This is a genomic window from Edaphobacter flagellatus (genome assembly GCF_025264665.1).
Lineage (GTDB): Bacteria > Acidobacteriota > Terriglobia > Terriglobales > Acidobacteriaceae > Edaphobacter > Edaphobacter flagellatus.
The window spans coordinates 2579284-2603914 of the sequence record NZ_CP073697.1 but is presented as its reverse complement, the minus strand read 5'-3'; the positions used below and the strand labels follow the sequence as shown (position 1 = coordinate 2603914).

The 24631-nt window shown below is 61.3% G+C and carries 12 protein-coding genes; 4 read left to right on the top strand and 8 right to left on the bottom strand.

Annotated features, from left to right (window positions below; all coding sequences use genetic code 11):
- Positions 1 to 212: 212 nt before the first annotated feature.
- Positions 213 to 3461 carry a TonB-dependent receptor gene (locus KFE13_RS10865; RefSeq protein WP_260703144.1) on the top strand — a complete coding sequence of 1083 codons (3249 nt, stop codon included), beginning with the start codon at positions 213 to 215 and terminating at the stop codon, positions 3459 to 3461.
- Between the two features lie 74 nt (positions 3462 to 3535).
- Here KFE13_RS10865 and KFE13_RS10860 read toward each other — a convergent pair whose 3' ends face one another.
- Entirely contained in the window at positions 3536 to 4819 is a 1284-nt protein-coding gene (locus KFE13_RS10860; protein ID WP_260703143.1) for a class I SAM-dependent rRNA methyltransferase, read from the bottom strand.
- Positions 4820 to 5183: 364 nt separating this feature from the next.
- Entirely contained in the window at positions 5184 to 7043 is a 1860-nt protein-coding gene (locus KFE13_RS10855; RefSeq protein WP_260703142.1) for an NHL repeat-containing protein, read from the bottom strand.
- A gap of 137 nt (positions 7044 to 7180) precedes the next feature.
- On the opposite strand from KFE13_RS10855, the gene KFE13_RS10850 reads away from it, so the two are divergent.
- Positions 7181 to 8398 carry a BaiN/RdsA family NAD(P)/FAD-dependent oxidoreductase gene (locus KFE13_RS10850; RefSeq protein ID WP_260703141.1) on the top strand — a complete coding sequence of 406 codons (1218 nt, stop codon included), beginning with the start codon at positions 7181 to 7183 and terminating at the stop codon, positions 8396 to 8398.
- A 130-nt stretch (positions 8399 to 8528) separates the two neighbouring features.
- Positions 8529 to 12908: a choice-of-anchor D domain-containing protein gene (locus KFE13_RS10845; protein WP_260703140.1), complete on the top strand. Its 4380-nt coding sequence runs from the start codon at positions 8529 to 8531 to the stop codon at positions 12906 to 12908.
- A 47-nt stretch (positions 12909 to 12955) separates the two neighbouring features.
- Here the strand turns inward: KFE13_RS10845 and KFE13_RS10840 are convergent, their stop codons facing one another.
- From KFE13_RS10840 to hpnI, 3 genes are all read right to left on the bottom strand, one after another.
- Complete coding sequence (locus tag KFE13_RS10840; protein ID WP_260706940.1) at positions 12956 to 14335, bottom strand: nucleotide sugar dehydrogenase; 1380 nt, start codon at positions 14333 to 14335, stop codon at positions 12956 to 12958.
- Between the two features lie 51 nt (positions 14336 to 14386).
- Positions 14387 to 15346 carry an SDR family oxidoreductase gene (locus tag KFE13_RS10835; protein WP_260703139.1) on the bottom strand — a complete coding sequence of 320 codons (960 nt, stop codon included), beginning with the start codon at positions 15344 to 15346 and terminating at the stop codon, positions 14387 to 14389.
- Positions 15347 to 15493: 147 nt separating this feature from the next.
- The gene (gene hpnI / locus KFE13_RS10830; protein ID WP_313900694.1) at positions 15494 to 16615 is read right to left on the bottom strand and encodes a bacteriohopanetetrol glucosamine biosynthesis glycosyltransferase HpnI; all 1122 of its coding nucleotides are present in this window, start codon (positions 16613 to 16615) and stop codon (positions 15494 to 15496) included.
- A 308-nt stretch (positions 16616 to 16923) separates the two neighbouring features.
- Here hpnI and KFE13_RS10825 point away from each other — a divergent pair, with 308 nt between their 5' ends.
- Entirely contained in the window at positions 16924 to 19458 is a 2535-nt protein-coding gene (locus tag KFE13_RS10825; RefSeq protein WP_260703137.1) for an ABC transporter permease, read from the top strand.
- On the opposite strand, the gene KFE13_RS10820 is transcribed toward KFE13_RS10825, so the two are convergent.
- From KFE13_RS10820 to KFE13_RS10810, 3 genes are all read right to left on the bottom strand, one after another.
- Positions 19459 to 20709 (bottom strand): ABC transporter permease, encoded by a 1251-nt coding sequence (locus KFE13_RS10820; protein WP_260703136.1) that lies wholly within the window; start codon positions 20707 to 20709, stop codon positions 19459 to 19461.
- Between the two features lie 10 nt (positions 20710 to 20719).
- A complete protein-coding gene (locus KFE13_RS10815) occupies positions 20720 to 21946 on the bottom strand; it encodes an ABC transporter permease (protein WP_260703135.1) in 1227 nt (408 codons plus the stop codon).
- Positions 21947 to 22053: 107 nt separating this feature from the next.
- On the bottom strand, positions 22054 to 24618 hold the full coding sequence (locus tag KFE13_RS10810; protein ID WP_260703134.1) for a TonB-dependent receptor: 2565 nt from the start codon (positions 24616 to 24618) through the stop codon (positions 22054 to 22056).
- Positions 24619 to 24631: the final 13 nt, after the last annotated feature.

Sequence of the window (24631 nt, the reverse complement as noted above, 5' to 3'; positions counted from 1 at the left end):
TGACCACCTTTTTGAAGCGTTTAAGTGCCTGGGCGAGCACAAATCTTTAATAAAGATAAAAAAAATTACAAAAAATAGTTGATTAACATCCAAAACGTAATCAATACTCTCTCCACACGTCAGAAAAGCTTTCCCTTTTGAGAGGTCACGCTATGTCCTGTCTCAACGCTCCCCGTTTTTGCCACGTCTCCCAGTCCTCAGGCAGCAGGTTTGTGTTTCGATTCCTGCTCGTAGCTCTCCTTTTCTTTGCATCCACACTTCCAGGAAGATCCCAGGCTGTAAACGCTACCTTGCGCGGCACGGTGATGGACGCAACCGGCAGCGTCGTGTCCAAGGCAAAGGTCGAGCTCTACGAGCCCCTGACCGGCCAGAAGGTCCGCGAGGCCACCTCGAACGACAACGGCGACTTCGAACTCAGCGAACTGAAGCCCGGTACCTACGAGCTTCGTTGCAGCGCACAGGGCTTCAAGCAGTTTGTGGCGCAGAACATCATCCTTGACAGCGGCCAGGTGCGCCGCGTGAATCCATCGCTGGCACTCGGCGCAACGACGGACGAGGTCACCGTCTCGGCGGGCGCTGCCGTCATCTCAACTGAATCGCCGACACTCAGCGGGCTGTTCACGATGAAGCAGCACGACGAATCGCCGCAGGTCATGATCTACCCTGCGATCTATGGCATGCTGACGACGCTCGCCGGCGTGCAGGGCGGCACAGGCTCTCCCATTGCGAACGGCCAATCACAGCAGCAACAGTCGCAGACCTTCGACGGCATCGCCAACGACCTGCAGGGTAACCAGAGCAACAACGCAAACTTCTTCGAGCAGGTCTCAGCCTCGCTCTTCAACGCTCCGGCAGAGAGCGCCGTTCCCGTGCAGATCAACCTGGTCACTAAGCGCGGCACCAACAAGTTCCACGGCAGCGCCAGCTATCGCATCTACGACTCGGTCTTCAACGCGCGCGGCTACTTCACCACCGTCAAAAGCCCTTACCTACAGCACGAATGGAATCTTGAGGGCGGAGGCTACATCTGGCGCGACCGCACCTTCTTCTACGGCCAGTGGTTCGCACAGAAGATTCCGCTGGGCTACCAGTCGCTGGCAAACGTTCCCACGATGGCGATGCGCTCCGGGGTCTTCTCAACACCTATCATCGACCCACAGACCGGTCAGCAGTTCCCCAATAACACCATCCCGGCCTCACGCATCAGTCCGGTGGCCAAGGCCTTTCAGGACAACTACATTCCAGCCCCGAATAACGGTCCGGCAACAAGTCAGGCAAACAATTACGCCTTTCAGTTCCCCTTCAACACCGACCTATACCGCGGCGACTGGCCGATGGCCCGCATCGACCATCAGTTGACCAAGAACAACTCCTTCTTCGTCCGCTGGCTGATGCGTCAGACGCCTTACGTGCTGAACAACGGTCTTCCTATCCTGGTGTGGACCCGCAACCGTCGTCACCAGCAGTGGGCCGCGGGCGATACGCACCTGTTCACGTCTCAGATGGTCAATGAGTTCCGCTTCGGCTATTCCACGGACTACATGGTGGATGGCCAGACCAACGCCGGGCAAACACCTCCAGATGGCGCGCAGGTGCTGGCCACCACCGGACTGCAGGGATCGAATCCTAGCAACAGCAAGGGACAGGGATTCCCCAGCATCTCCTTTGGCGGTTCAGGTTTCACCGCTTTGACGAACGTTGCCGGAGGCGTCAAAGCGGACAACCACATTACGACGTTCGCAGACACGCTCACCTGGCAAAAGGGACGCCATGTGCTGAAGTTTGGCGGCTCGGCAGTCCACTTCAGCAATTACTACGGCTTCGTCAATGACTACGGAGCGTTTAGCTTTAATGGCTCCGTCACGAAACCAGGTGCGCAAGGTACTCCTGATTCGACCTATGCTGATTTTCTGCTTGGTCTTCCTCAGCAAAGCCAGCGCACGAATCCGCTCAGCGGCCGCACACTGACTCTGAACGAATACGGCCTGTTCGCGCAGGACTCGTTCAAGATCTCGCCCAAGCTGAACATTGACTACGGACTGCGTTGGGATATCTACGGCACGCCAACCGCAAGCGATCACCTGATGTATAACTTCGACCCAACAACAGGAAACGTCATTGTCGATCCAGGTGGAATTGCGAAGGTAAGCCCGTTCTATCCCAAGACGATCACGGTTCAGTCCGGCAGTGTGCGGGCTCTGGTTGACAAAACCAACGTCGCTCCTCGTATTGGTGCGGCCTATCAAATAACGAGCCATTCCGTCCTGCGTGGAGGCTATGGCCTCTATATCTCGCGTCTGGGCGCTTCCAATACATTCAACAACTTCCTCCCGATCAATCCGCAGCTGGGATCGACCGGGCCGTTCTCGATCAGCGAGACCTACATCAACAACTCAACTGGAAGCGCATTTTCCTTCCCGAACCCTTACCCAGTCAACGGTACGACGTCGGCTCCCAGTCAGAGCATCCTGGGCTACCCGCTCCAGACCAATCATGGCCATATCCATCAATTCAGTGCGACCTACGAGATAGAGATGCACAATATCGGTTTCCGGGTCTCGTATGTCGGCTCCAGGAGCACGGGCCTGAACTATTCAGTCAACATCAATAAGCCCACGCCCAGCACAACGGCTTGGACGGCAGCGCGCAATCCTTATCCTCAATTCGTATCGGCAACGATGGTCCGCTACAATGGCAGCGCGAACTATAACGGCCTGCAGTTCGACGTGCGCCGCCGTGTCGGCTCGTTTACCTTCACCGCCAACTATTCCTTGTCGAGCAGCCAGGCAAACTTCCTGAACACGGAGAACCCATACAACCTGCTGGCCCGTTATGCGAACGATGGCCTGACACGTCGGCACTACAGCTCGAGCACACTGTCCTATTCGCTTCCATTCGGCCATGGCAAACGGTATCTGAACGGAGCCGGAGGAATAACGGACCGTGTCGCGGGCGGCTGGTCGACCAACGTAATCACCTACCTGGCGTCGGGCACCTGGTTTTCGCCATCGTTCACGGGCTCCGACCCCTCACACACCAACACCACGACAGGATTGCCGGATCGGGTAGGTGATCCCTTCGCCCCTGGCCCCGTTGCTAATAACCCCTCCTGCACACCTCCTCCCGGGCAAACGCCTCACACAATCGGGCTATGGTTCAACCCATGTGCTTTCGCTGTTCCACAGCAGGGAACCTTCGGCAATGCACTGCCGAACAGCCTGACAGGTCAAAATCTATATCAGACGCACGTCTCGATCATCAAGAGCACTCCGATCACCGAGCGCGTGAAGTTCAACTTCATCACCCAGGTCTCCAACCTGTTCAACCACGCACAGTTCGTCAACCCCACTGGAAGTATCACAGGCACCGGCAGTCGCTTCACCAGCCAGATTGGAACCTTTGGCGGGTACGAAGTGGCTACGCCTCGGCAGATCACCTTCCAGGGCGCGTTCGTCTTCTAGCTGTGTGATGGAAATACTGAAGGGCCTCGCTTGCGAGGCCCTTTTCTTTTTAACTTTCGGGTTTTTAGATCGGTTTACGCCACGCGACAGATCAGGCACTTTAGGTAAGCAGTCTCGGGGAGCGTCAGGATCTCGGGATGATCGGGTGCGGCAGCGCGGGTTTCGAGCACCTGCACGCGGCGTCCTGCGTCGGCTGCGGCTGCGGCGGTGGCAGCGACGAACTCTTCGCGTGCGACGTGGTGCGAGCAGGAGCAGGTAATGAGCTTTCCTCCAGCGCGAAGCATGCGCAGAGCGCGCAGGTTCATCTCCTTATAGCCGCGCAGCGCGCCTTCAACGGCGCGTTTCGATTTAGCGAAGGCGGGAGGGTCGAGCACGATCGTATCGAAGCGCTGGCTGGTTGCGTCGTATTCGCGCAGCAGCTCGAAGGCGTCGGCCTCGATCCAGTCGACTTCGGCGCGCAGTTTAGGAGCGTTGAGTTCCAGATTGCGGTCGGCCACTTCGAGTGCGGCGCGGCTGACATCGACTCCAGTGACTCGATCGCAGTTTTGTGCCAGGTGCAGCGCGAAGCCGCCTTGATAGGTGCAGATGTCGAGTGCAACGCCGTGCGCGTGCGCTGCCGCGGCAGCGTAGTTGAGGCGTTGATCGAGGAAGGCTCCGGTTTTCTGTCCTGCGCTGGCGTCGTAGTGAAAGCGGAGATTGTTGATGGTGAAGATAGTGGCGAGCTTCGCTTCGGGGCTTTGTTGATACAGCGGCTCGGATGAAGGAGATTCCAGCTCTTCAAGCTCGCGGATGCGCGGGTCGGGCCGCTCGACGATGGTATGGACGCTGGAGCCGAAGCGTTCTCGAACGACCTGCGTGAAGGTTGCGCGGAGGTCGGGCTGCGCGGTGCCTTGCGCGAGAAGCTGCAGGATGATGAGGTCGTTGTAGCGGTCGGCAACGATGCCGGGCAGTGCATCGGCTTCGGCGAAGACGAGCCTTGCGGAGTCGTTTTGCTGGCTGGATGGGGCCAACGCCTCGCGGAGGTCGAGGGCAGCGTTCAAGCGCTCGGCGACGTCGACGAGATATGTCTCGCGGCTGAGCGCGGGCTGCGTGCTGACCATGCGGACGGCGATCTGCGAGGCCGAACTGTAGAGGCCGGAGCCAAGCGGGATGCCACGGCTGTCGACGACGGTGACGAGCACGCCGGGCGCGATGGCATCCTCTCCCTCGCGGGGGATGAGGGTTTCGGCGTCGGAGCGATAGACCCAGAGGTGACCGGCACGGAGCCTTTCGGCGGCGCGGCGGGTGATGGAGACGGCGGGGCCGTGGGACTGTCCTGCGACGGTTTGCGGCTGTCGCTCTTTTCGCTCTCGTGACATCTCTTCATCGTCGCATAGTCCCTACCCCCACCCCCATCGTTTTTGCGCAAAGTATTCAGAACATGAATCTTAGGGGCACGGTCCCTAAGCTAAGTCCTGAAAAAACGCGGGGTTTGACGGCAAAGTATTGATGCAAAAAGAATTAGCCTCCGAATTTGGGCCGGAGGCTGGTCTTTTTTCAGCTATGTTTAAAGTTTAGCAAATTGGATGGGGTCAATCGGCAATCGGGATCTGCTTTGGAATGTGTGAGTTGTGGGGTTTTTGGGCTTGACAAGGTTATGACGCAGTGAGGGTTACCGGGAGCGTTGTGAGAGAAAAGGCGCTCCAACGAGGAGCGCCTTTTCTCTTTGATGGGTTGTAATTTTCAGGGGCGCTGGTTGAGTGCGTTGTTGCGGATGGCGACCGAGGCCGGGGTGACGACCGGGGCTGCGGCTCCGACGATCTCGGTGATCATGCCCGTTCCTGCCGTGGTAGTTCCGAGGTTGGCGACCCAGACGTTGCCGGATTTGTCGATCGCGGCGCGGAAGGGGTTGTAGAGCATGGAGCTGCCGTAGCCTGCTCCGCCGGACTGGGCGATGCCGGTATTGAGGAACTCTGAGACGGAGCTGTTGCCGGTGTTGACGACCCAGACGTTGCCGAGTCCATCGACCTGAAGATCGACGGGACTGCTGAGGCCTGCGCCGGAGTAGGGGCTGCCGGCGACGGCAGTGCCCGATCCGGTGAGGTGGCTCAGACTGTTAGCGGTGTTGTTGGCGACCCAGGCTCCGCCGGAGGAATCGACGGCGATGCCGAAGGGGCCGCTCAACCCGGCGCCGGAGTAGGGCGAGCCGGTGCCGGCGGCTCCGTTGTTGGAGAGCACTTCAACCTGATCGGCTCCGCTGTCGGTCATCCAGATGGCACCGAAGGGATCGAGGGCGATATCGACGGCGGCAGAGGCACCGTTGGTGGGGAAGTTGATGCCAGACGAGCCGCTGGCGTTGAGCTTGGTGACGGTGGCATTGTTGTTGCCGACCCAGACGTTGCCGTATCCGTCGAAGGCGATGGGACCAGGACCGACGATGCCGCCGCTGTTGTAGTTGCCGGAGGCGACTCCGCCGGAGCTGCCGAGGCGGGCGACGGAGTTGTAGGCATTGTTGGTGAGCCAGGGGCCGTCGTAGGGGTCGATGGCCATGTGGCCGTAGGCGGCTCCGTTTTGCGGATAGGAGCCGATGACGCCGGAGGTGCTGGAGAGGACGCTGATATTCGACGAGCCGGGTGAGGTCGTGCCCTGTGCGAGTACCCAGGCGTTGCCCTGGGAGTCGATGGCGAGATCGTAGGGCTGCTGGAAGTCGGGGGCGACGAAGTCGAGGGAGATGGTCCAGTCGGGGGGAGCGTAGGCCAGCAGCGGGGTGAAGCTGCCAATGGTAGAGGCGCGGTTGAAGAGTGCGTTGACATTATTGCCGGGGTTGCGCGCGATGGCGAGCGCAGCGGCGATGGTGTCGGTGGGCGTGTGGCCGCCGAAGGGGGTGGCGGCGGTAAAGAGGCGTCCGCAACCGGCGGAGGGGGAGGTGCTGCCGTTGGAGTTGACGCAGGAGGCGAGGATGGCTCCGAGGGTGTTGATCTCGGCCGTGGGTACGAGTGCGATGGAGGGAGCGGAGCCAGGTGCGCGGCCGGTGCGGATATCAACGAGAAGCTGCGCGGTGGCGAAGGCGTTGCTGAGTCCCTGCACGTTGGTTGAGCTGGTGCCGATGTGGGCGTAGTCGAGCATGAAGGGCGAGAGAGCCCAGACAGCGGCGACGGTGGTGACCTCGTTAATCACAAAGAAGCTGGAGGGCGTGAGATCGCCGCAGTAGCCGAGCAGACCCATCAGCGCAAGCGCGGTGTTGTTGGTTCCTGCGGGCAGGCCGGGGTTGCCTCCGGTAATGGTGAGGTAGACGGGGGTGGAGGGCGACGGGCAGGTGTAGGCGCCGGTGAAGTTGAAGCGTCCGTTGGCGTCGGAGGTGACGCCGCGGGTGAAGAGCGGGGCGGAGGCTGCGCCGTATCCGTTGGTGGACGGGGCGTAGAGCTGGAGGTTGGCGTTGGCGATGGGCTGGCCGCCTCCCATGATCTGTCCGCTGAAGTTGGAGCCGGCAACGGAGGATGCCGGTGCGCTGGACTGCATGCTGCATCCCGTGACAGAGAGAACCGCAAGGGCAGCGCCAGCGATCGACAGGACCGAAGCGAGCCGGAAGTTTTTATTCAGCAAGAGACCATCTCCTGGCAGACGCAGCCCTCGTATAGAGGCCGCGCCGCGTGCTATCACACGATTTAAGGCGAGTGCCGATTTGGCAACAATGGCGCGGAAGTTGCAGCAGATTGATAGGATTGCGGCAGGGAGTGTGCGTGCAGACGTTGGATGTGGTTGTGCTGGGAGCAGGCGCTGCCGGGCTGATGTGCGCGATTGAAGCCGGCCGCCGGGGCCGCCGCGTGGTGGTGCTGGACCATGCGGAGCGGATTGGGAAGAAGATCCTGATTTCGGGTGGCGGGCGGTGTAACTTCACGAATATGAATGCGCGGGCGGAGAATTTTCTGTCGTCGAACCCGCATTTTGCGAAGTCGGCGCTGGCGGGGTTCGCTCCGGCAGAGATCATTGCCCTGGTGGAGAAGCACGTGATTCCGTACCACGAGAAGACGCTGGGGCAGCTGTTCTGCGATCGCTCGGCGCAGGACATCGTGAAGATGCTGGAGAGCGAGTGCGCGGCGGCTGGGGTGCGGATTGTGACGCGCGCGGTAATTGAGAGCGTGAAGACGCAGAGTCGCGGCGCGGCTCGGTTCGTGGTGGAGACGAGTGCGGGAGGTTTTGCCGCGGCTTCGGTTGTGGTGGCCACGGGTGGCCTTTCGATCCCGAAGATGGGCGCGACGGACTTCGGCTATCGGCTGGCGGAGCAGTTCGGATTGCGGGTTGTGGCTTGCAGGCCGGCGCTGGTGCCCTTGGTCCTGAGCGAAGACGATCGGGTGCGGTGGTGCGATCTGTCGGGTGTCTCGACGGAGGTTGTGGCGGCGGCGGAAGTGACGGCTGGCGCGACGAGGGCGACGGGGGCGAAGCGCGCGGTGCGGTTCCGGGAGAAGATGCTGGTGACGCATCGCGGGCTGAGCGGTCCGGCGATACTGCAGGCCTCGTCGTACTGGATGCCGGGGACAGCGATCGAGCTGGATATGACTCCCGATCGCGTGGGTGTGGTGCGTCCGCTGCTGGAGAAGAACGCACGGCGCGATGCGGGTGCAGCTGTGGCGGCGTTGCGTGCGGTGCTGCCAGGGCGGCTGGCGGAGCGATGGGTTGCGGCAATGCCTCCGAAGGGCTGGACGAATGCTGCGCTGGAGGAGTTCGAGCGTGGGTTGCATACGTGGCGCGTGGTGCCCGTAGGGACGGAGGGCTATGCGAAGGCTGAGGTGACGGCCGGTGGCGTGAGCACCGATGAGCTGCATGCAGCAACGATGGAGAGCAGGAAAGTGCCGGGGCTGTACTTCATCGGCGAGGTGGTGGATGTGACGGGCTGGCTGGGTGGGTATAACTTTCAGTGGGCGTGGGCTTCGGGTGCTGCTGCGGGACGCGCGGCGTAAGAAAAATTAGAGCGTTCTTATCCTTTTCCGATACTGGATGCATACTTCGCACGGATGCGTCATTGACTTGAGGCAGTGTGACCGATGAGCATCAAGAGCAGGTGTCTGCGTAGAGCAGCAAGCACGCCTTATGGGCCATCGTTTCTTTCGGCAACTCGTCGCGGTGCATATACGTCTTGTGACGGCGGCGATGCTGCTTCTTCCGCAGGCGATGACGGCGCAGCAGACGGGATTGAATGCGGCGTGGCAGCCGCTGGGTCCGGCGCAGGTTGCGACTGCATCCTACGGCAAGGTGACGGGGCGCGTGACGGCGATTGCCGTCGATCCTGTCGATGCGACGGGCAATACGGTTTATGTGGGAACGACAGGCGGCGGCGTGTGGAAGTCGACGAACGCGCGCGCGGCGGCTGGGTCGGTCGCATTTGTTCCTCTGACAGATACACTTCCGGTGTTTAGCGCGAATGCGCGCAGTGCGGCGGTCCCTTCACTGTCGATTGGCGCGCTGTCGGCGCAGAACAATATTGTGCTGGCGGGAACGGGCGATCCGAACGATGCGACGGATTCGTACTCCGGCGAGGGGTTGCTGCGCTCGGCCGACGCTGGGCTGACGTGGACACTAACGCGCAGCTCGCAGGATGGCGCGAACGGCACACACAGCTTTGCCGGGCTGGCGTTTGCCGGGCTGTCGTGGAGCACAGCGACGCCAGGAACGGTCGTTGCGGCCGTGTCGCAGTCGGCGCTGGGCGTGCTGACGGGCGCAGCCGATCCAACGAACAGTGTGATGGGCCTGTACTACTCGACCGATTATGGCGTGACGTGGCGGATGAGCACGGTGATGGATGCGGGCCAGTATGTGCAGCGTCCGTTGCTGAATGGCGGGAACCACGGAGGCAATGCGGCGACGGCGGTGGTGTGGAACCCGGTGCGACAACGGTTTTATGCGGCGATACGTTTTCATGGGTATTACGAGTCTGCCGATGGCGTGACGTGGACACGTCTGGCGCAGCAGCCGGGAGCAGGATTGACGACAGCGGCGTGTCCTGCGAATACCGACCTGCAAGGATCGACCGGCTGCCCGATCTTTCGTGGTGCGCTGGCAGTTGAGCCGATGAGCGGTGATACGTACGCACTGACGGTAGACATCAACAATCGCGATCAGGGCCTGTGGCGCGATGCATGCAGCGCGACGGGGAGTGTGTGCGCAGCGAATGTGGCCTTCGCTCAGAGGCTGGGTGGCAGCTCGCTTGAAGTTGGCGGCGGGAGCACGGCGATTGCGCAGGGAGACTACAACCTTTCGCTGGCCGCAGCGGCTGCGGGGGCCGACACACTGATTTATGCGGGTACGGTGGATCTGTACCGCTGCAGTCTGACGGCGGGATGCTCGACGATGCGCAACGCGACGAATGCGTTGAATGGGTGCGTCGCTCCAGCGCGGGTGGCACCTGCCCAACATGCGATTGCGGCGATCGCTACGGCGGGGCAACCGACATTGCTGATCGGCAACGATGGCGGGATCTGGCGCTCGACCGATGGCGTGAATCAGCAGGCGACGCCGTGTTCGGCGGATGATGCGACACACTTCGACAATCTGAACGCTGCGCTTGGCTCGCTGGCACAGGTGCAGAGCCTGGCGCATCATCCGACGGATGCAGCAACGTTGCTTGCAGGCATGGGTGCGAACGGTACGGCGGGAACGACGAGTGCAGCGACAGACGGTTCGACGGTATGGACGCAGCTTGCAACGGGCGAGGGCGGCAATGTTGCTATTGATCCGGCGAATCCTGCGCTCTGGTATGTGACAACGGCGGCAGGTGTAAGTCTTCGCCGGTGCGCGAACGGAGGCTCGTGTACGGCGGCAGACTTTGCGGGTACGCCGACGATTGGGCCGGCGCAGGTGTCACGCGACCTGACGCTGATTCAGACGCCGTGGCTGCTGGACCCTGTTCTGACTTCAAATGCCATCGTCGGCACGTGCCGCGTATGGCGCGGCCCGGGAAACGATGGGACACAGTGGTCGACGGCGAATGCGATCAGCAGCATGTTGAGCGGTCCGCAGTCTTCGGCATGTACGGCGGCGAATGGTGTGGTGCGGTCTGTCGCCGCTGGTGGAGCTGCTTCGGGTGCGACGAGCGCGCAGAATGCGGGGTCGCAGGTGATCTACGCAGGGCTTGCCGGAACGTTGACGGGCGGGGCGAGCGCGGGCGGCCATCTCTTCGTAACCCAGGCCGCGGGTACAACAACAGGAAACAGTACGTGGAGCGATGTGACGAGCTCGCCAGTGACGACGCCGGGAGTGACGCCTGCGTTCAATCCCTATGGGTATGACGTCTCGTCGATCTTCGTCGATCCGCACGACGCGACGGGACGCACGGTGTATGCGACGATCCGAGGCTTCAACAGTGCGCATGTATATCGGTCGACGAATGCAGGCGCGAGCTGGAGCGATGTGACACGCAATCTGCAGAATGTGCCAGCGAATGCTGTTGCGGTTGACCCAAACGATGCCAACACGGTGTATGTGGCGACGGATGGAGGCGTATATGCAACAACGCAGATTACAAGCTGTGAGACGACGAACTGCTGGAGCGTGTTGGGGACGGGCCTGCCGAATGCTCCTGCTACCACGCTGATTGCGGCCGCTGCGATGCCGACCGGCGATGGGCGCGCGGGCGAGTTGCGTGTAGGAACGTATGGACGTGGCGTGTGGCAGATTCCGCTGCTGACGGCATCGAGCGCGGCGCAGCCTCTGATGACGATTTCGCCGACTGCGCTAAGTTTTTTCAGCCAGGCGGTGGCGACGCAGAGCGCGGCGCAAATCGTAGCGGTGACGAATACGGGTCTGGCTTCGTTGCGAGTGAGCCAGATTGCGATCTCGGCAACACAGCTGCCGCTCGGGCCGCAGGCGGAGTTTACCGAGACGGATACCTGTGTAGGCGCGAGTATCGCGGCGGGGCAAAGCTGCAGCATCAGCGTGATGTTTGTTCCCGCGGCGGCGGGAGCGCGGTCCTCGACGATGACGGTGTATGCGAATGTTGCGGGAGGCCAGGGGACGGTTGCGCTGAGCGGCACGGCGACAACGGCGGGCGCGGTGGTGCTGACTCCGGTGGCACTGAGCTTTCCGCAGACGGCGGTCAACGCGACGAGCGCGGCGGAGAATATCACCGTGTCAAACACGGGCGGCTCGACCATCGCGTTGGGAGCGGCCTCGGTAACGGGTGATTTTGCGATTACAGCGAATACGTGCAGCTCGACACTGGGAGCAAGCGCGGGCTGCACCGTGGCAATTGCGTTTACGCCGAAGACCTCGGGTGCGCGAACGGGGACGTTCAGCATTGCGGGCAACGGCGGTCCGCTGACGGCAACGCTGAGCGGCGGTGCGGTGCTGCCTGCCACGGATGCGCTTGCGCCGATGTCGTTGACGTTTGCAGCGCAGGCCCTGGGCACGACGAGCGCGGTGCAGCAGGTGACGCTGACGAATACCGGCGATGTGGCGCTGACGCTGATTGCCGCGCAGACGACGGGCGACTTTGCAGCGACGAATGCGTGCGGCAACTCGCTGGCGGCTCACTCTACGTGTGCGGTGATGGTGGTCTTTCAGCCGAAGTCGCTGGGGCTGGCGAGCGGCGTGCTGACGGTGAGCGATCAGTACCGCACACAGACGGTGGCGCTCGCAGGTACGGGTGTGGCTCCGGCGGGGGTTTCGCTGTCGCCGTTGTTTGGGCTGACGTTTCCGGCGACAGGCGTGGGGTTGAGCTCGGCCCCGCAGGCGGTGACGCTGACGAACAACGGCGGCGTGCCGCTGGCTTTGTCGACGCTGGCGATCAGTGGCGACTTCGTTGTGGTGCCGGGATCGAATACGTGCGGAAGCACGGTGGCAGCGGGCGCAGCGTGCTCGTTGCAGATTGCATTTGCTCCAGGCGTGTCGGGAACACGTAACGGCGCGCTGACAGTAGCGTCGAATGCGCCGAATTCTCCGCATACGCTTTCGCTTGCCGGGCCCGGTGTGGACTTTCGGCTGGAGGGGAATGGATCGACGACCGCGACGATCGCGAGCGGGCAGAATGCGGTGTTTCCGCTGCTGTTTACTTCAGGGGCTGCGGTTGCGGGGCAGAGTGCTGCGTTGACGTGCAGTGGCGCACCCCAGAACGCGAGCTGCAGGATTACACCCGCGACGATGGCGATTGACGGCAATGCGACGACCGTGGCGGTGACCGTGCTGACAGGGACGACGAACGCTGCGGTTCGCAGAAGCGGGGAGATGGGGTGGGCTGTCTTACTGCTTCCGGCCGGCGTGTTTGCCATGCGGCGCAGGAGGATCGTGTCGGTGCTTGCGTTGTGCGCTGTGCTGGCGGCGAATGGATGCGGGGCGGGGAGGCTGATTCCCTCGCGCACCGGGCCGGGATCGGGCGGAGGAGGAGTTGTGACTCCGGCAGGGACCTATAACATGACGGTGACTGCGACGAGTGCCGGTCTGACTCGTACGGTGAATCTGACACTGATTGTGCAGTAAGAAGGCACAGCCGAAGCTGTGCCTTCTTGTTCAAAACATCAGGTGAGCTAGCAGCGGACGATCTTGGAGGACTCGATGGCTCCGGTTGCGTTGCGGGTGTCGATGACGAGCTTAGCCTGTTCGACGATTTCGGCGAAGTCATAGAGCGAGTGGTCGGTGTGGACGATGACGCAGTCGAATTCGCCGACGCGGTCGAGCGGCGTGGAGTGCAGATCGAGGTGGTAATGGCGTCCGTGGCCTACGGTTTCGAAGAAGGGATCGTTGTAGGCGACCTCGGCTCCTTCGTGACGCAGCAACTCGATGATTTGAAGCGCGGGTGATTCGCGCAGGTCGTCGACGTCGCGCTTGTAGGCGAGGCCGAGTACAAGCACTTTGGCTCCGCGGAGTGTCTTGCCCTTGCGCGCGAGAGCACGCGATGTCGTCTGCACGACGTAGCCGGGCATGGCTTCGTTGATCTCGCCAGCCAGCTCGATGAACCTGGCCTGGAAACCGAACTGCCTGGCCTTCCAGTTGAGGTAGAAGGGATCGACCGGAATACAGTGTCCGCCGACGCCGGGGCCGGGGTAGAAGGCCTGGAAGCCGAAGGGCTTGGTGCTGGCCGCCTCGATGACCTCCCAGATATCGATGCCCATCTTCAGGCACAGCTGCTTCATCTCGTTGACGAGTGCGATGTTGACCGAGCGGTAGATGTTTTCGAGCAGCTTGGTCATCTCGGCGGCAGCAGGCGTGGAGACCCTGACCGTTCTGGTGAAGATGCTGCCGTAGAGTGCGGCGGCTGCCGTTGTAGCGCGCGCGTCGACGCCGCCGATGACCTTCGGAATCTCGCGGCGCGGGGTGATCATGTTGCCGGGATCTTCGCGCTCGGGCGAGAAGGCGACCATGACGCCGTTCAGCGCGTCGGGAATCTCATTGGCTTCGCCTTCGACACCTACGGGCATCGGATTGTTGACGAGAACTTTGACGCCCTGACGCTTGCCATGCCGGTTGATGGCCTCGACGATGATCTCTTCGGTGGTGCCGGGGTAGGTGGTGCTCTCAAGCACGACGAGCTGACCGGGACGCAGATGCGGAGCAATGGCCTCGATGGTCGAGGTGACATAGCTCATGTCGGGCGTATGGTCTTCGTTGAGCGGGGTCGGGACGCAGATGAGGATGGCGTCCATGGCAGCGATCTCGGCGAAGTTCGACGTGGCGCGGAAACCGGAGCGTTGTGCGGCGCGGATGTGGTCACGCTCGATGCGATGGATGTAGGAGCGCCCGTCGTTCAGGCTCTCTACCTTGGTGAGATCGATGTCGAAGCCGGTGACGCGGAATTTTTCTTCGCTGAAGAGAAGTGTCAGCGGCAGTCCCACGTACCCAAGGCCGATGATGCCGATCTGAGTCGTTCTGCGATCTACAGCTTCAAGCCAGCCCTCGAGCCCTTCGATACCGGATGCAAACTGGGGAGTTCGTGCAAAATTTGTTGGCGTCACTTTGATCTACTCTTCTTTCTGTCCAGCAAATTCGTCGCGGTACCATCGAACCGTACGGCGCAAACCTTCTTCAAACCCTACCTGCGGCACGTAACCCAATGCCTGCGAAGCAGCAGAGATATCCGCAAGCGAATCACGCACATCCCCCTCCCGCTCAGGGCCATATATAGGTGGATGCTCGAAACCGAGTAAGGTTGCTAACAACCCGAAGGTTTCGTTGAGGGTATGCCGCTGGCCGCATGCGATATTAAACACGCGACCTGCCGCCAAAGTTGCGGTGGCATGCACGGCAAGCAGGTTGGCACTGACCACATTTTCAATGTGGGTGAAGTCGCGGCCCTGCTCCCCATCGCCGAAGATGGTGGGACGTTCGCCCCGCATCATCATCAGGATAAAGCGCGCCATGACGCCGGAATAGGGGGAGTCGGGCACCTGCCGGGCGCCGAAGATGTTGAAGTAGCGCAGGCAGACCGTCTCCAGCCCGTAGACGCGCCAGTAGGCCTGCATGTAGAGCTCGCCGGTCAGCTTTTGTACGGCGTAGGGCGAGAGCGGCTGCGGGGCCATCGTCTCCACACGCGGGAAGCCGGGCTGATTGCCATAGGCCGACGACGACGCAGCGTAGACGACGCGCTTCACGCCCGCCTGACGCGCTCCTTCGAGCACATTGAACGTGCCGTCGATGTTCGTTTCGTGACTGGGACGCGGCTGCTTGACGCTGCGCGGCACGCTGGGCAGCGCACCCTGATGCAGCACATAGTCCATGCCCTCGCAGGCGCTGAGCACGGCAGCAGCGTCGATAAGATCCGCGCGCCGCAGGTCGATCCGGTCGCGGATGGGAGCGAGGTTCTTCTCGAGGCCGGTCTCGAAGTTGTCGAGCACGCGGACGCTGTCGCCACGCTCGACCAGAGCATGGGCAAGATGCGAGCCGATAAAGCCTGCGCCGCCAGTTATCAGATAGTTCGCCAAAGTGTGTACAGGTTCCGATCTTGTTTGAACTGAGGATTTTGACGTTTTGCGGCAAAACAAGGACTCAGTTTTTGATGAGTGGCGGCCGGATACCGGCTGCATGACGCGTATCTGCGTCGTTACGGGAACCATGCCCCCTTCCTAGAGTTAGCCACGTACGAGCCTTCCGTTACGGAGATGAAAGCGCTCGCCGCGCCAGACGATGGTGTCGTCGGCGAAGCTCCAGGCCCAGAAGCCGAGACCGAAGAGGTCGCGCAGCGGCAACAGCCACAGATCGCGCAACACCTGTCCGTCGCGCAGGATGCCGACGCCAACGGCCAGCGCCACTGAGACACGGGCCAGCACTGCGAGGGTGAGCAACGTAAAGCTCCACAGCTCGAAGCCGCTGGCGATGACCGCGAGCATCGCCCACGGGACGCAATAGGTCACGCCCAGGCCGACGTAGCCCATCTTGCGCGAGTCGCGTGTGGACCTCGACCAGCGGAGCTGGTGCTCAGCAAAACCGCGAAAGCTGTAGGCAGGCACCGAGGTTTCGACGACCTCGTCGCAAAGCTCGACGCGATAGCCTGCGGCGGCGATGCGCGCGCCCATCTCGTAGTCGTCGGCGAGGCACTCGACCAGCGGCTCGAGGCCACCAGCTGCGGCGAGCGCGGTGCGGGTCATGGCGAGCGTCGAGCCGAGGCCGAAGCGGATGCCGCCCTCGAGCCTGCGCGCCGTCAGGACGCCGGGGAAAAACTCCGTCGAGATGCCGAGCGCTTCGAGCCGCGACCACAACCCGGCGCGCTCGGCCGTGTGTCCGATATAGGGAGCCGTAACCATGCCGACGGGTGCATTGTTCTTTGCAGTGCCGGGAGCGGTGAAGCACTGCATCACGCGCGAGAGATAGTTTGGGGAGACCAGGATGTCGCTGTCGTTGATGATGACGTGCTCGTGACGCGCCTCGCCAAGCATCTGGATAAGGTTGCTGACTTTCCCGCTGGTGCCGAGGCGCTGGGGGCACTCGACCAGGCGGATGGCGCTGGCGGGAAACTCAGCCATCAGGCGGCGGATTTCAGGCACGGCGGGGTCGTCCATGCTGGAGACGCCGAAAAGGATCTCGTACTCGCCTGCGTATTGCTGACGGCAGTGGCTGACGAATCCGGCGTACATGCGCTGGTCTATGCCCTTGATGGGCTTGAGGATCGACACCGGAGGAGCAAATGTCAGGCCGAGCGGGCGGCGGCGGACGGTGCGGTCGAAGTCGCGCGCACCCCATAGCGCGAGCGCCATGTAGACGATCCCCGCCACGGTCACCAGCGCGGTTGCACACTCGATCCAGATCGCAAGCATTCTCTTAAAGGATACCGGCTCGGGGCGACATTGCGACGATGTGGAGCAGGGTCCTGGTTATTCTTGTGACCACAGGCAGCGGTGTCCCCTTCCGGACATCGACGCGCGCAAATGGACACCCGGCATCCTCCCTTATCCAGTCAAGTTGCAGAAAAAGTGCGAGTTGGCTGGCTCTATTTTTGGTCTGTAACGTGCTATTTCTCCTGCACGGCAAAGTCTGCCCGATCGACGACCCAGGAGACGACCCCATGTTCAGCACACTGATGCAGGATGTACGTTTTGCGCTTCGCCAGCTGCGGAAGACCCCCGGCTTTACTGCGACTGCGATACTGACGCTGGCTCTGGGTATCGGTGCGAACGCCGCCATTTTCACGCTGGTGAATGCCGTGCTGCTGAGAAACCTGCCGGTGGTCGATCCGGCGACGCTCGTTCATATCGGCGACAACAATGACTGCTGCGTCGGTAGCGGCACTCCCCGTGACGACGATTTCGCGCTCTTTGACACCAATACTTACGAGCAGATCAAAAAAAATGTGCCGGAGTTCGAGGAGTTGGCCGCGATGCAGGCGGGATTTGGGTACCGTCCTGTCACGGTGCGGCGGGATCGCGCACAGGAGTTGGCCCGCTCGGTCATGGGCGAGTTTGTCTCCGGCAACTACTTCGACACCTTCGGCCTCAAACCATATTCCGGACGGCTGATTACCAATTCGGATGATGCAGCAGGCGCACCTGTAGTTGCCGTGATGAGCTACCAGACCTGGCAGCATGATTACGCAGGCGACCCTTCCATTGTCGGCAGCACCTTCTGGGTGAATACCAAGGCCGTGACCATTGCGGGTATCGCGCCGAAGGGCTTCTACGGCGACCGCCTGATGACCACACCGCCGGACTTTTATTTCCCCATCGAGGGGATGCCTGTGCTCGCGAGTGTGCCTTACGTTCATAACCCCGGCTCGCGCTGGCTCTATATCGTCGGGCGCATTAAGCCAGGCGTGCAGATGGGCCCGCTTAACGACAAGATCAATGCGCTGCTCAGGCAGTACGTCGCAGACACACGTGCCTACAGCAAAGATAAAGATCGGCTCGCGAAGGTCCACACTGTGCTTACGCCCGGCGGTAGCGGCATCCAGCATATGCAGGAGCAGTACGCTTCGAACCTGAAGATGCTGATGATGATCTCGGGCATCGTCCTGCTGATTGCCTGCGCCAACATTGCCAACCTGCTGCTGGCGCGCGGCATGGCGCGCAAAGTGGAGATGTCCGTGCGTACCGCACTGGGTGCATCCCGCACGCGGGTCGCGCGCCAGCTGCTGACGGAAAGTATCGTACTGGCCATCTTGAGCGGCATTGCCGGACTGGCCGTGGCCTATGCCGGAACGCATATGCTGCTGGCGCTGGCCTTCCCGGATTCGACGGCTGTGCCGATCGATGCCAACCCATCGCTTCCTGTGCTGGGCTTTGCCTTCCTGCTGTCGGTGGTGACGGGCGTGCTCTTCGGTGTCGCTCCAGCGTGGATCGCCTCGCAGGCCGAGCCTGCCGATGCGTTGCGCTCGGGCTCGCGCACGACCACTTCGGGAGCTACGTTGCTGCAGCGCGGACTGGTCGTCCTGCAGGCTGCGCTATCGCTGGTGCTGCTGGTTGGCGCAGGGTTGTTCTCGCAGAGTCTGCGCAGGCTGGAACACACGGACCTGAAGCTCGACTCACGAAACCGCTACATCGTCCATATCAACCCGCAGGCGGCAGGTTATTCCGTCACACAGATGGAAGCATTCCAGCAGACACTGGTGGAACGCTTCCATGCTTTGCCCGGTGTCGTGAATGTCGGCATCAGCAGCTACACCCCGATGGAGGACGACAACTGGGGCACCGGCGTTCAGTTGCAGGGCAAGCCTTCTCTCCAGTCCGATGCATCCATTGTGCGTGTCAGCCCGGAGTATTTCGACTCCGTGGGGACGCGCGTCGTGATGGGACGCAGCATCAACCGAAACGATACTCCGTCCTCACCGACGGTCGCGGTCGTCAACCAGGCCTTTGTGAGGAAGATGTTCAACGCGAATGAAAATCCTATCGGACGGCACTTTGGTGGCGATGTGGAGAGTGCGGGCGATTACGAGATCGTCGGCGTGGTGGAAGACACACCGTACCAGGCCGTGCAGTGGAAGGATCACCGCATGTACTTTATTGCTCCGGTACAGCGGCCACCCAGCGCTGCCAAGGAGCCCATCGAGCAGGACCAGTCGCTCTACCCCGGCGCGATCGTCATCCAGACCGACCGTCCCATCAGCAACATGGCTGCCCTTACGCAGCGCACACTGGCCTCCATCAATCCGAACCTGACCATCGTGCGATTCGATACCTTTGACGAGCAGATCGCCGCCCAGTTCAACAATGACCGTCTGCTGGCGCGGCTGACGATGCTCTTCGGCATGCTGGCGCTGCTGCTGGCCACCGTGGGACTCTACGGTGTGACTGCGTACAGCGTGGCGCGGCGGACCAGCGAGATCGGCATCCGCATGGCGCTGGGCGCAGAGCGCGGAAGTGTCGTCGCCATGGTGATGCGCGGCGCCATGACGCAGACCGTGTTGGGCCTCGCCATCGGCGTTCCCATCGCGTTTCTCTGCGTGCGCTATATCAAGGCGCAGCTTTATGAAGCGTCGGGCATCGATCTGAGCGTACTGCTTCTGGCGATCACGACGCTGATCGTGGCCACATCGCTGGCGGGCATGATTCCTGCGCGGAAGGCGGCTTCCACCGATCCCGCAAAGGCTCTGCGGACCGAGTAGCTACTCGTACCGGAGTGCGTCGATAGGATTCAGATTGGCAGCCTTCCATGCCGGATAGATGCCGAAGACCAGGCCGATGGCGCACGAGCAGAGGAACGCCGCAATCACCCAGAACACCGAAACGGACGACGAGAGGATGTACTTCAGCCCGAAGGCCAGTCCGCTGCCGACGAGGATGCCGATGAGGCCTCCCAGCGCGCAGAGTGTTACGGCCTCGAGCGTGAACTGCGTGAGGATGATCCTCTTCGTCGCGCCGATGGCTTTGCGCACGCCGATCTCGCGCGTTCGCTCGGTGACGCTGACCAGCATGATGTTCATTACGCCTACGCCACCAACCATCAGGCCCACAGCAGAGAGGCCGAACATCAGCAGGAACAGCGAGCCGGTGATCTGCGTCCACAGGCGCGTCAACGAGTCTGACCCGAAGATGGCAAAGTTGTCTTCGGCTTCGTTGCGGACTTTGCGGCGGCGGCGCAGCAGCTCCTGAATCTCGTCGGTCACCAGCTGCTTGTTCTTCTGGTCGTCGAACTTCACGCTGATCCAATAGTCCAGCACCTCAGGGTGCAGCTTATGGAAGGTTGAAACCGGGAAATACGCAAAGTTATCGTCGGGATTTTTGCCGCCGCCGAACGGAGCCTTGCGCTTTTCGAGCGTGCCGACCACGGTGAAGGTTCTGCCCTCGATCTGGACTTCCTTGCCGATGGGATTCTCCGCGGCGCCGAACAAATCCTCGGCGGTATCGTGGCCCAACACGGTCACATCAGCGGCGCGTTCCTCATCCTGTTCGGTGAAGTACCGTCCTGCGGCGATGTCGAAGTCATACACCTGCGTCACTGAAGGTGTATCGCCCTCGAGCGAGACATTCTCCGACTTGTGCTGGCCGTACTTCGCGGTAACGGAACCCTGGCCGAACTGATGATTCGTGTATTGCAGGCCGGGCGAGACCGCGGCGACGTGCGGAAGCTGTGCAATGGCATCCGCGTCGTCGCGCGTGAGCTGCTTGCGCGTCAGCATCTCTGTCGTCGGCCGTACGCCGATCACGGGAAAGCGGAAGACCCAAAGCACATTGGTCCCCATCGTCTCCACCCAGGCCGAGACGTTCGAGTTCAGCCCATTGATGACCGACGAGATTGCGATCACGGTCACCACGCCGATGACAATGCCAAGAATCGTCAGACCGGAGCGCATCTTGTTGGCGCGCAGCTGATCGAACGCCATCTTTACTGCTTCTTTCTGGTCGCCAATCTTCATCGCCTGCTCCTTATATCTCCGACCGCAGCGCAACAATCGGGTCGAGGTCTGCAGCTTTACGCGCCGGATAGACGCCAAAGAAGATACCAACGCCAGCTGCGACAACCAGCCCGGCAAAGATGCTCCACAGCGCAACCGACGAAGGGAAGCCGAGCAGCACGGTGACCACCTGCGCCACGCCCATGCCGCCGACCACGCCGATGGCACCGCCGGCCAACGCCATCGTCGCCGACTCGATGAGGAACTGCAACAGGATGTCGCCGCGCTTGGCGCCCAGCGCTTTTCTTACGCCGATCTCGCGCGTGCGCTCGGTTACCGACACCAGCATGATGTTCATAATCACGATACCGCCGACCACCAACGAGATTCCGGCAATCGCGACGGCCACGGCCTCGAAACCTGAGCTGATGCTCTTCCACAGACCGACAAAGGTATCGCTTGTCTCGAGCGTGAAACTGTCTGGGGTTCCCGGAGCATCGTGGCGGAAGGAGCGCATCAGCACACGCGCCTCGTCGGTTGCCGTCTCCAGCTGCTGCTCGCCCGTGCCTGCCTTGGCGTAGATGGTGACAGTCTTCGCCGTGCCGTAGGTCTTCTGAAACGCGGTTAGCGGAACGGCGACCCAGTTGTCCTGGCTCTGGCCGAGCGTCTTGCCCTGCTTCTCGCCCAGGCCGATCACTGTGTAGGGCACGCCGTCGACGCGAATCTCCTTGCCGATCGGATCGTCGCCCTTCATCAGGTTCTCCTGAATATCGGCCCCGATGAGCGCCACATGCGAGGCGTGATCTTCATCGGTGGGAGTGAATCCTCGACCCTGCACGATGTTGATGTTCTGCATCTCGGGCATCGCATAGGTCTGGCCACGAATCACGGTGTCGGTCGATGACTGCGTGCCGAAGACGATCTTGCCCAGGTTGGTCTGTTGCGCTCCGATCTGCGAACAGTGTTTGCAGTTCTCGGCAATGTAACGATAATCGTCCATCAGCAGGTTCTTGCGCTTCTGGTAGCGAACGTAGTCCGTGTAGTTGGTAATGATCTGCGGCTGCTTGCTGATGGTGAAGACGTCGGCGCCGTAGCTGTTTACCTTGCTGGCCACGTAGACGTTCGCGCCGTTGACCAGCGTCACCACAGCAATCACCGAGGCCACGCCGATCACTACGCCCAGCAGCGTCAGGATCGATCGCAGCTTGTTGGCCCACAACGACTGCAGGGCAATCCTTACCGCTTCCTTAAATTCCATAGCGTCGTACCGGGAACATCCAGTCTACCCCGCCGTAGAAGAAACTACGCTGGCGAAGTGACGAACGTTCCCTGTCCAGACGTAAGCGGGAATAACAGTATCTGTCGCTAAAAGCGGTATCCCACGGAGAACTGCAGCTGTCGTCCGGCCAGCGCTGCCGTCGGCCGGCCGAAGCGGCTGGAGCTGAGCGTGCCGATGTAGCTGGTGTAGTTGGTGCGATTCAACACATTGAAGGCCGAGACATTCGCCGAGATTACCCTCGCATCGTCGCCCTTCGTCTTGCCGATGGCGAAGTCGTGCCCGTAGAGCAGATCCAGCGAGGCCACGCCTCCTCCCTGAAGCGTGTTACGCCCGACACCTGTCGGCCGCGCATTGCCCAGGCCGGTGTGGTAGTAGTCGTTGCCCGTCGTTTCTGTATAGGGAGCGCCGGCATACAGCGTCGCGTTCACGCCCAGCGACAACCAGTGGTCAGGGTTGATGTTACCCATCAGGTTGAAGCGCTGCCTCTGGTCCTGGTTGGAGCGTCCCCATTCGGCGTTTGGGTGGTACTGGTCCTGCGGGAAGGTGTTGATGCCACCGGTGTTGCCCTCGAACCTCGCCAGCGTGTACTGCGCCTGGCCGGAGAACCACCGCCCTGCCTGCCCACGGAAGGAGAGATCAAGCGCATTCAGCAGCGTGCGTCCGCTCGACTCGATCTGCTGTATCTGCCCGTAGCGCAGATCGGGACGCGGATAGTCCGCCGTCAGGCTCGGGTCTGGAGGAAGCATCGGCGCATTCGCATCGCGCGAGCGGAAGCTCTTCGCCTGCACCTGTCCGCGATACGCCGCTGTCAGCGTCACCGATTTATGAATACGCTGCTCCACACCTGCGCTGTACTGGTACGCATACGGCGCTCGCACGTGCGAATCGAAGCGCACGAGGTTCGTCGGCAGCGTACCGGGATCGATGCCGGTCACAGGAAACTTCGGATTCTGCACCTGCACCGAGTGCAACACCACACCATCATGAAGCTTCACCGTCGCCGGAAAGTCGCCGCCCGTACGGTCGTAAAAGACACCGCTGCCCACGCGGAGGATCGTGTTTCCTTTGCCCGGTGAGTACGCCAGCGAAACGCGCGGGGCCAAATTATTGTTGTCGCCGATAAATGTCTGCCAGTCGTAGCGCAGACCCACGGTCAGCTGCGTGCGGCGATTCAGTTTGATCTGGTCCTGAAAGAACGAGCCGAACTCGTTGATCCAGTAAAGCCCACGCCCCACACCCTGCTGCGCCGTATAGACGTATGGAGTCTGCGATGCATAATTAGCCAGCGACGCGAACTTATAGGTACCAAGCCGATTGGTGTGGTCGTCCACGGCGCGACGGCTGAACTGCGGCAGTTGCACCCCGGCGCGAATGTAATGCCGGCCATGGCTCCATGTGATCACCTCATTAACATGGATGGTGTTCTCCGTTTTGGCGACGTCGGCCTGCGCTCCGCCACCGATGAATGAGCCGCTTACCTGGATCGCCTGCGCATTTGTAACACTCTTCGTTACATCCTCGTCTTTTTCGAAGACAACCTGCAATTGATTGATCAGGTTGGGTGACAGAATCAACCTGTCATTGAAGATCAGGTCATCCTCACGTGAGTTGAGATTGTAGCCTGCCTCCGCCAGCGTGATGCCGCCCACGCCCGCGTTCGTGCTGCTGCTGCCCTCAAAGGTATAGCCCACCGAAAGCCGGTGCCTGTCAGAGAAGTCATGCGTCACCCGTATCGAGTACTGCGAGTTGCGATTCGGCGTCAGCACGTTCTGAATGATTGGCCCGTTCGGCCCAACCGCGTTGACCACCGCAGCCGTGTTCTGTTCGCGATACGTTGCTGAGCCGATAAAGCTTGTGTGTCCGCCATTGCCGACCGGCCCGCTTAGGTGGCCCTCGTAAATGCGACGGCTCTCCGGCGGCCGCACCAATGCAAAGTAGTTCTTCGCGTTGAATGTCGAATCGCGCACGATAAAGTTCGCCTCGCCGTGAAAATGCGGTGAGCCGGGCTTGGTGATGATCTCGATGCGGCCGCGACCGGGACGATTAAACTCCGATGAGTAGGGATCGTTGTTGACCCGCACCTCCTGTATCGCTGAGGCGGAGACGCCTGCGCTCTTCATCTCGACACCATCGACGATGATCGTCGCACCGCCCGACGACCCCGACGACGCATCGAGAAACGGAGTCAGCGCAGCGATATAGTCCTGATCGAAGACCGGCAATTTGCGCAACTGGTCGCCCGTCGTCGCTATGGTGTCGCGGTTTTCTGAGGCATCGGTCGAAAGCGCCTGCTCGGCTCCGACCGTCATCTCCTGCTGCACAGCCTCCAGGGCCAACGCCACTCGAAGGGATGCGACGTTGCCGGTCAGATGCAGCACAGTCGTCTTTGCAGCAAAACCCGCATATGCCGGAATCGCCAGCGACAGATCACCGCCAGGAAGACTGCGAAAGAAAAACTCACCCTTGTTGTCCGTCTTCGCCTGATCCAGGACAGACCCTGCGTCGGTCTTCGCCTGCACCGTCACACCCGAGATACCGCTGCCTGTCGGATCGACCACAGAGCCGCGCACCGAAAACCCTGCCTGCGCATAGCCGCACAGACAGACGGCAAACAATGACACCAACAGGGCGGCATGAACTTTCCAACGCATGAAGCGGATGCTA

What these genes read in the sequence shown, in the direction of transcription:
- KFE13_RS10860 (WP_260703143.1), bottom strand. Translation starts at nt 4,819, where the DNA reads ATGTCACGAGAGCGAAAAGAGCGACAGCCGCAAACCGTCGCAGGACAG.
- KFE13_RS10845 (WP_260703140.1), top strand. Translation starts at nt 8,529, where the DNA reads ATGGGCCATCGTTTCTTTCGGCAACTCGTCGCGGTGCATATACGTCTT.
- hpnI (WP_313900694.1), bottom strand. Translation starts at nt 16,615, where the DNA reads ATGGCGCTCGCGCTATGGGGTGCGCGCGACTTCGACCGCACCGTCCGC.
- KFE13_RS10825 (WP_260703137.1), top strand. Translation starts at nt 16,924, where the DNA reads ATGTTCAGCACACTGATGCAGGATGTACGTTTTGCGCTTCGCCAGCTG.
- KFE13_RS10820 (WP_260703136.1), bottom strand. Translation starts at nt 20,709, where the DNA reads ATGAAGATTGGCGACCAGAAAGAAGCAGTAAAGATGGCGTTCGATCAG.
- KFE13_RS10815 (WP_260703135.1), bottom strand. Translation starts at nt 21,946, where the DNA reads ATGGAATTTAAGGAAGCGGTAAGGATTGCCCTGCAGTCGTTGTGGGCC.
- KFE13_RS10810 (WP_260703134.1), bottom strand. Translation starts at nt 24,618, where the DNA reads ATGCGTTGGAAAGTTCATGCCGCCCTGTTGGTGTCATTGTTTGCCGTC.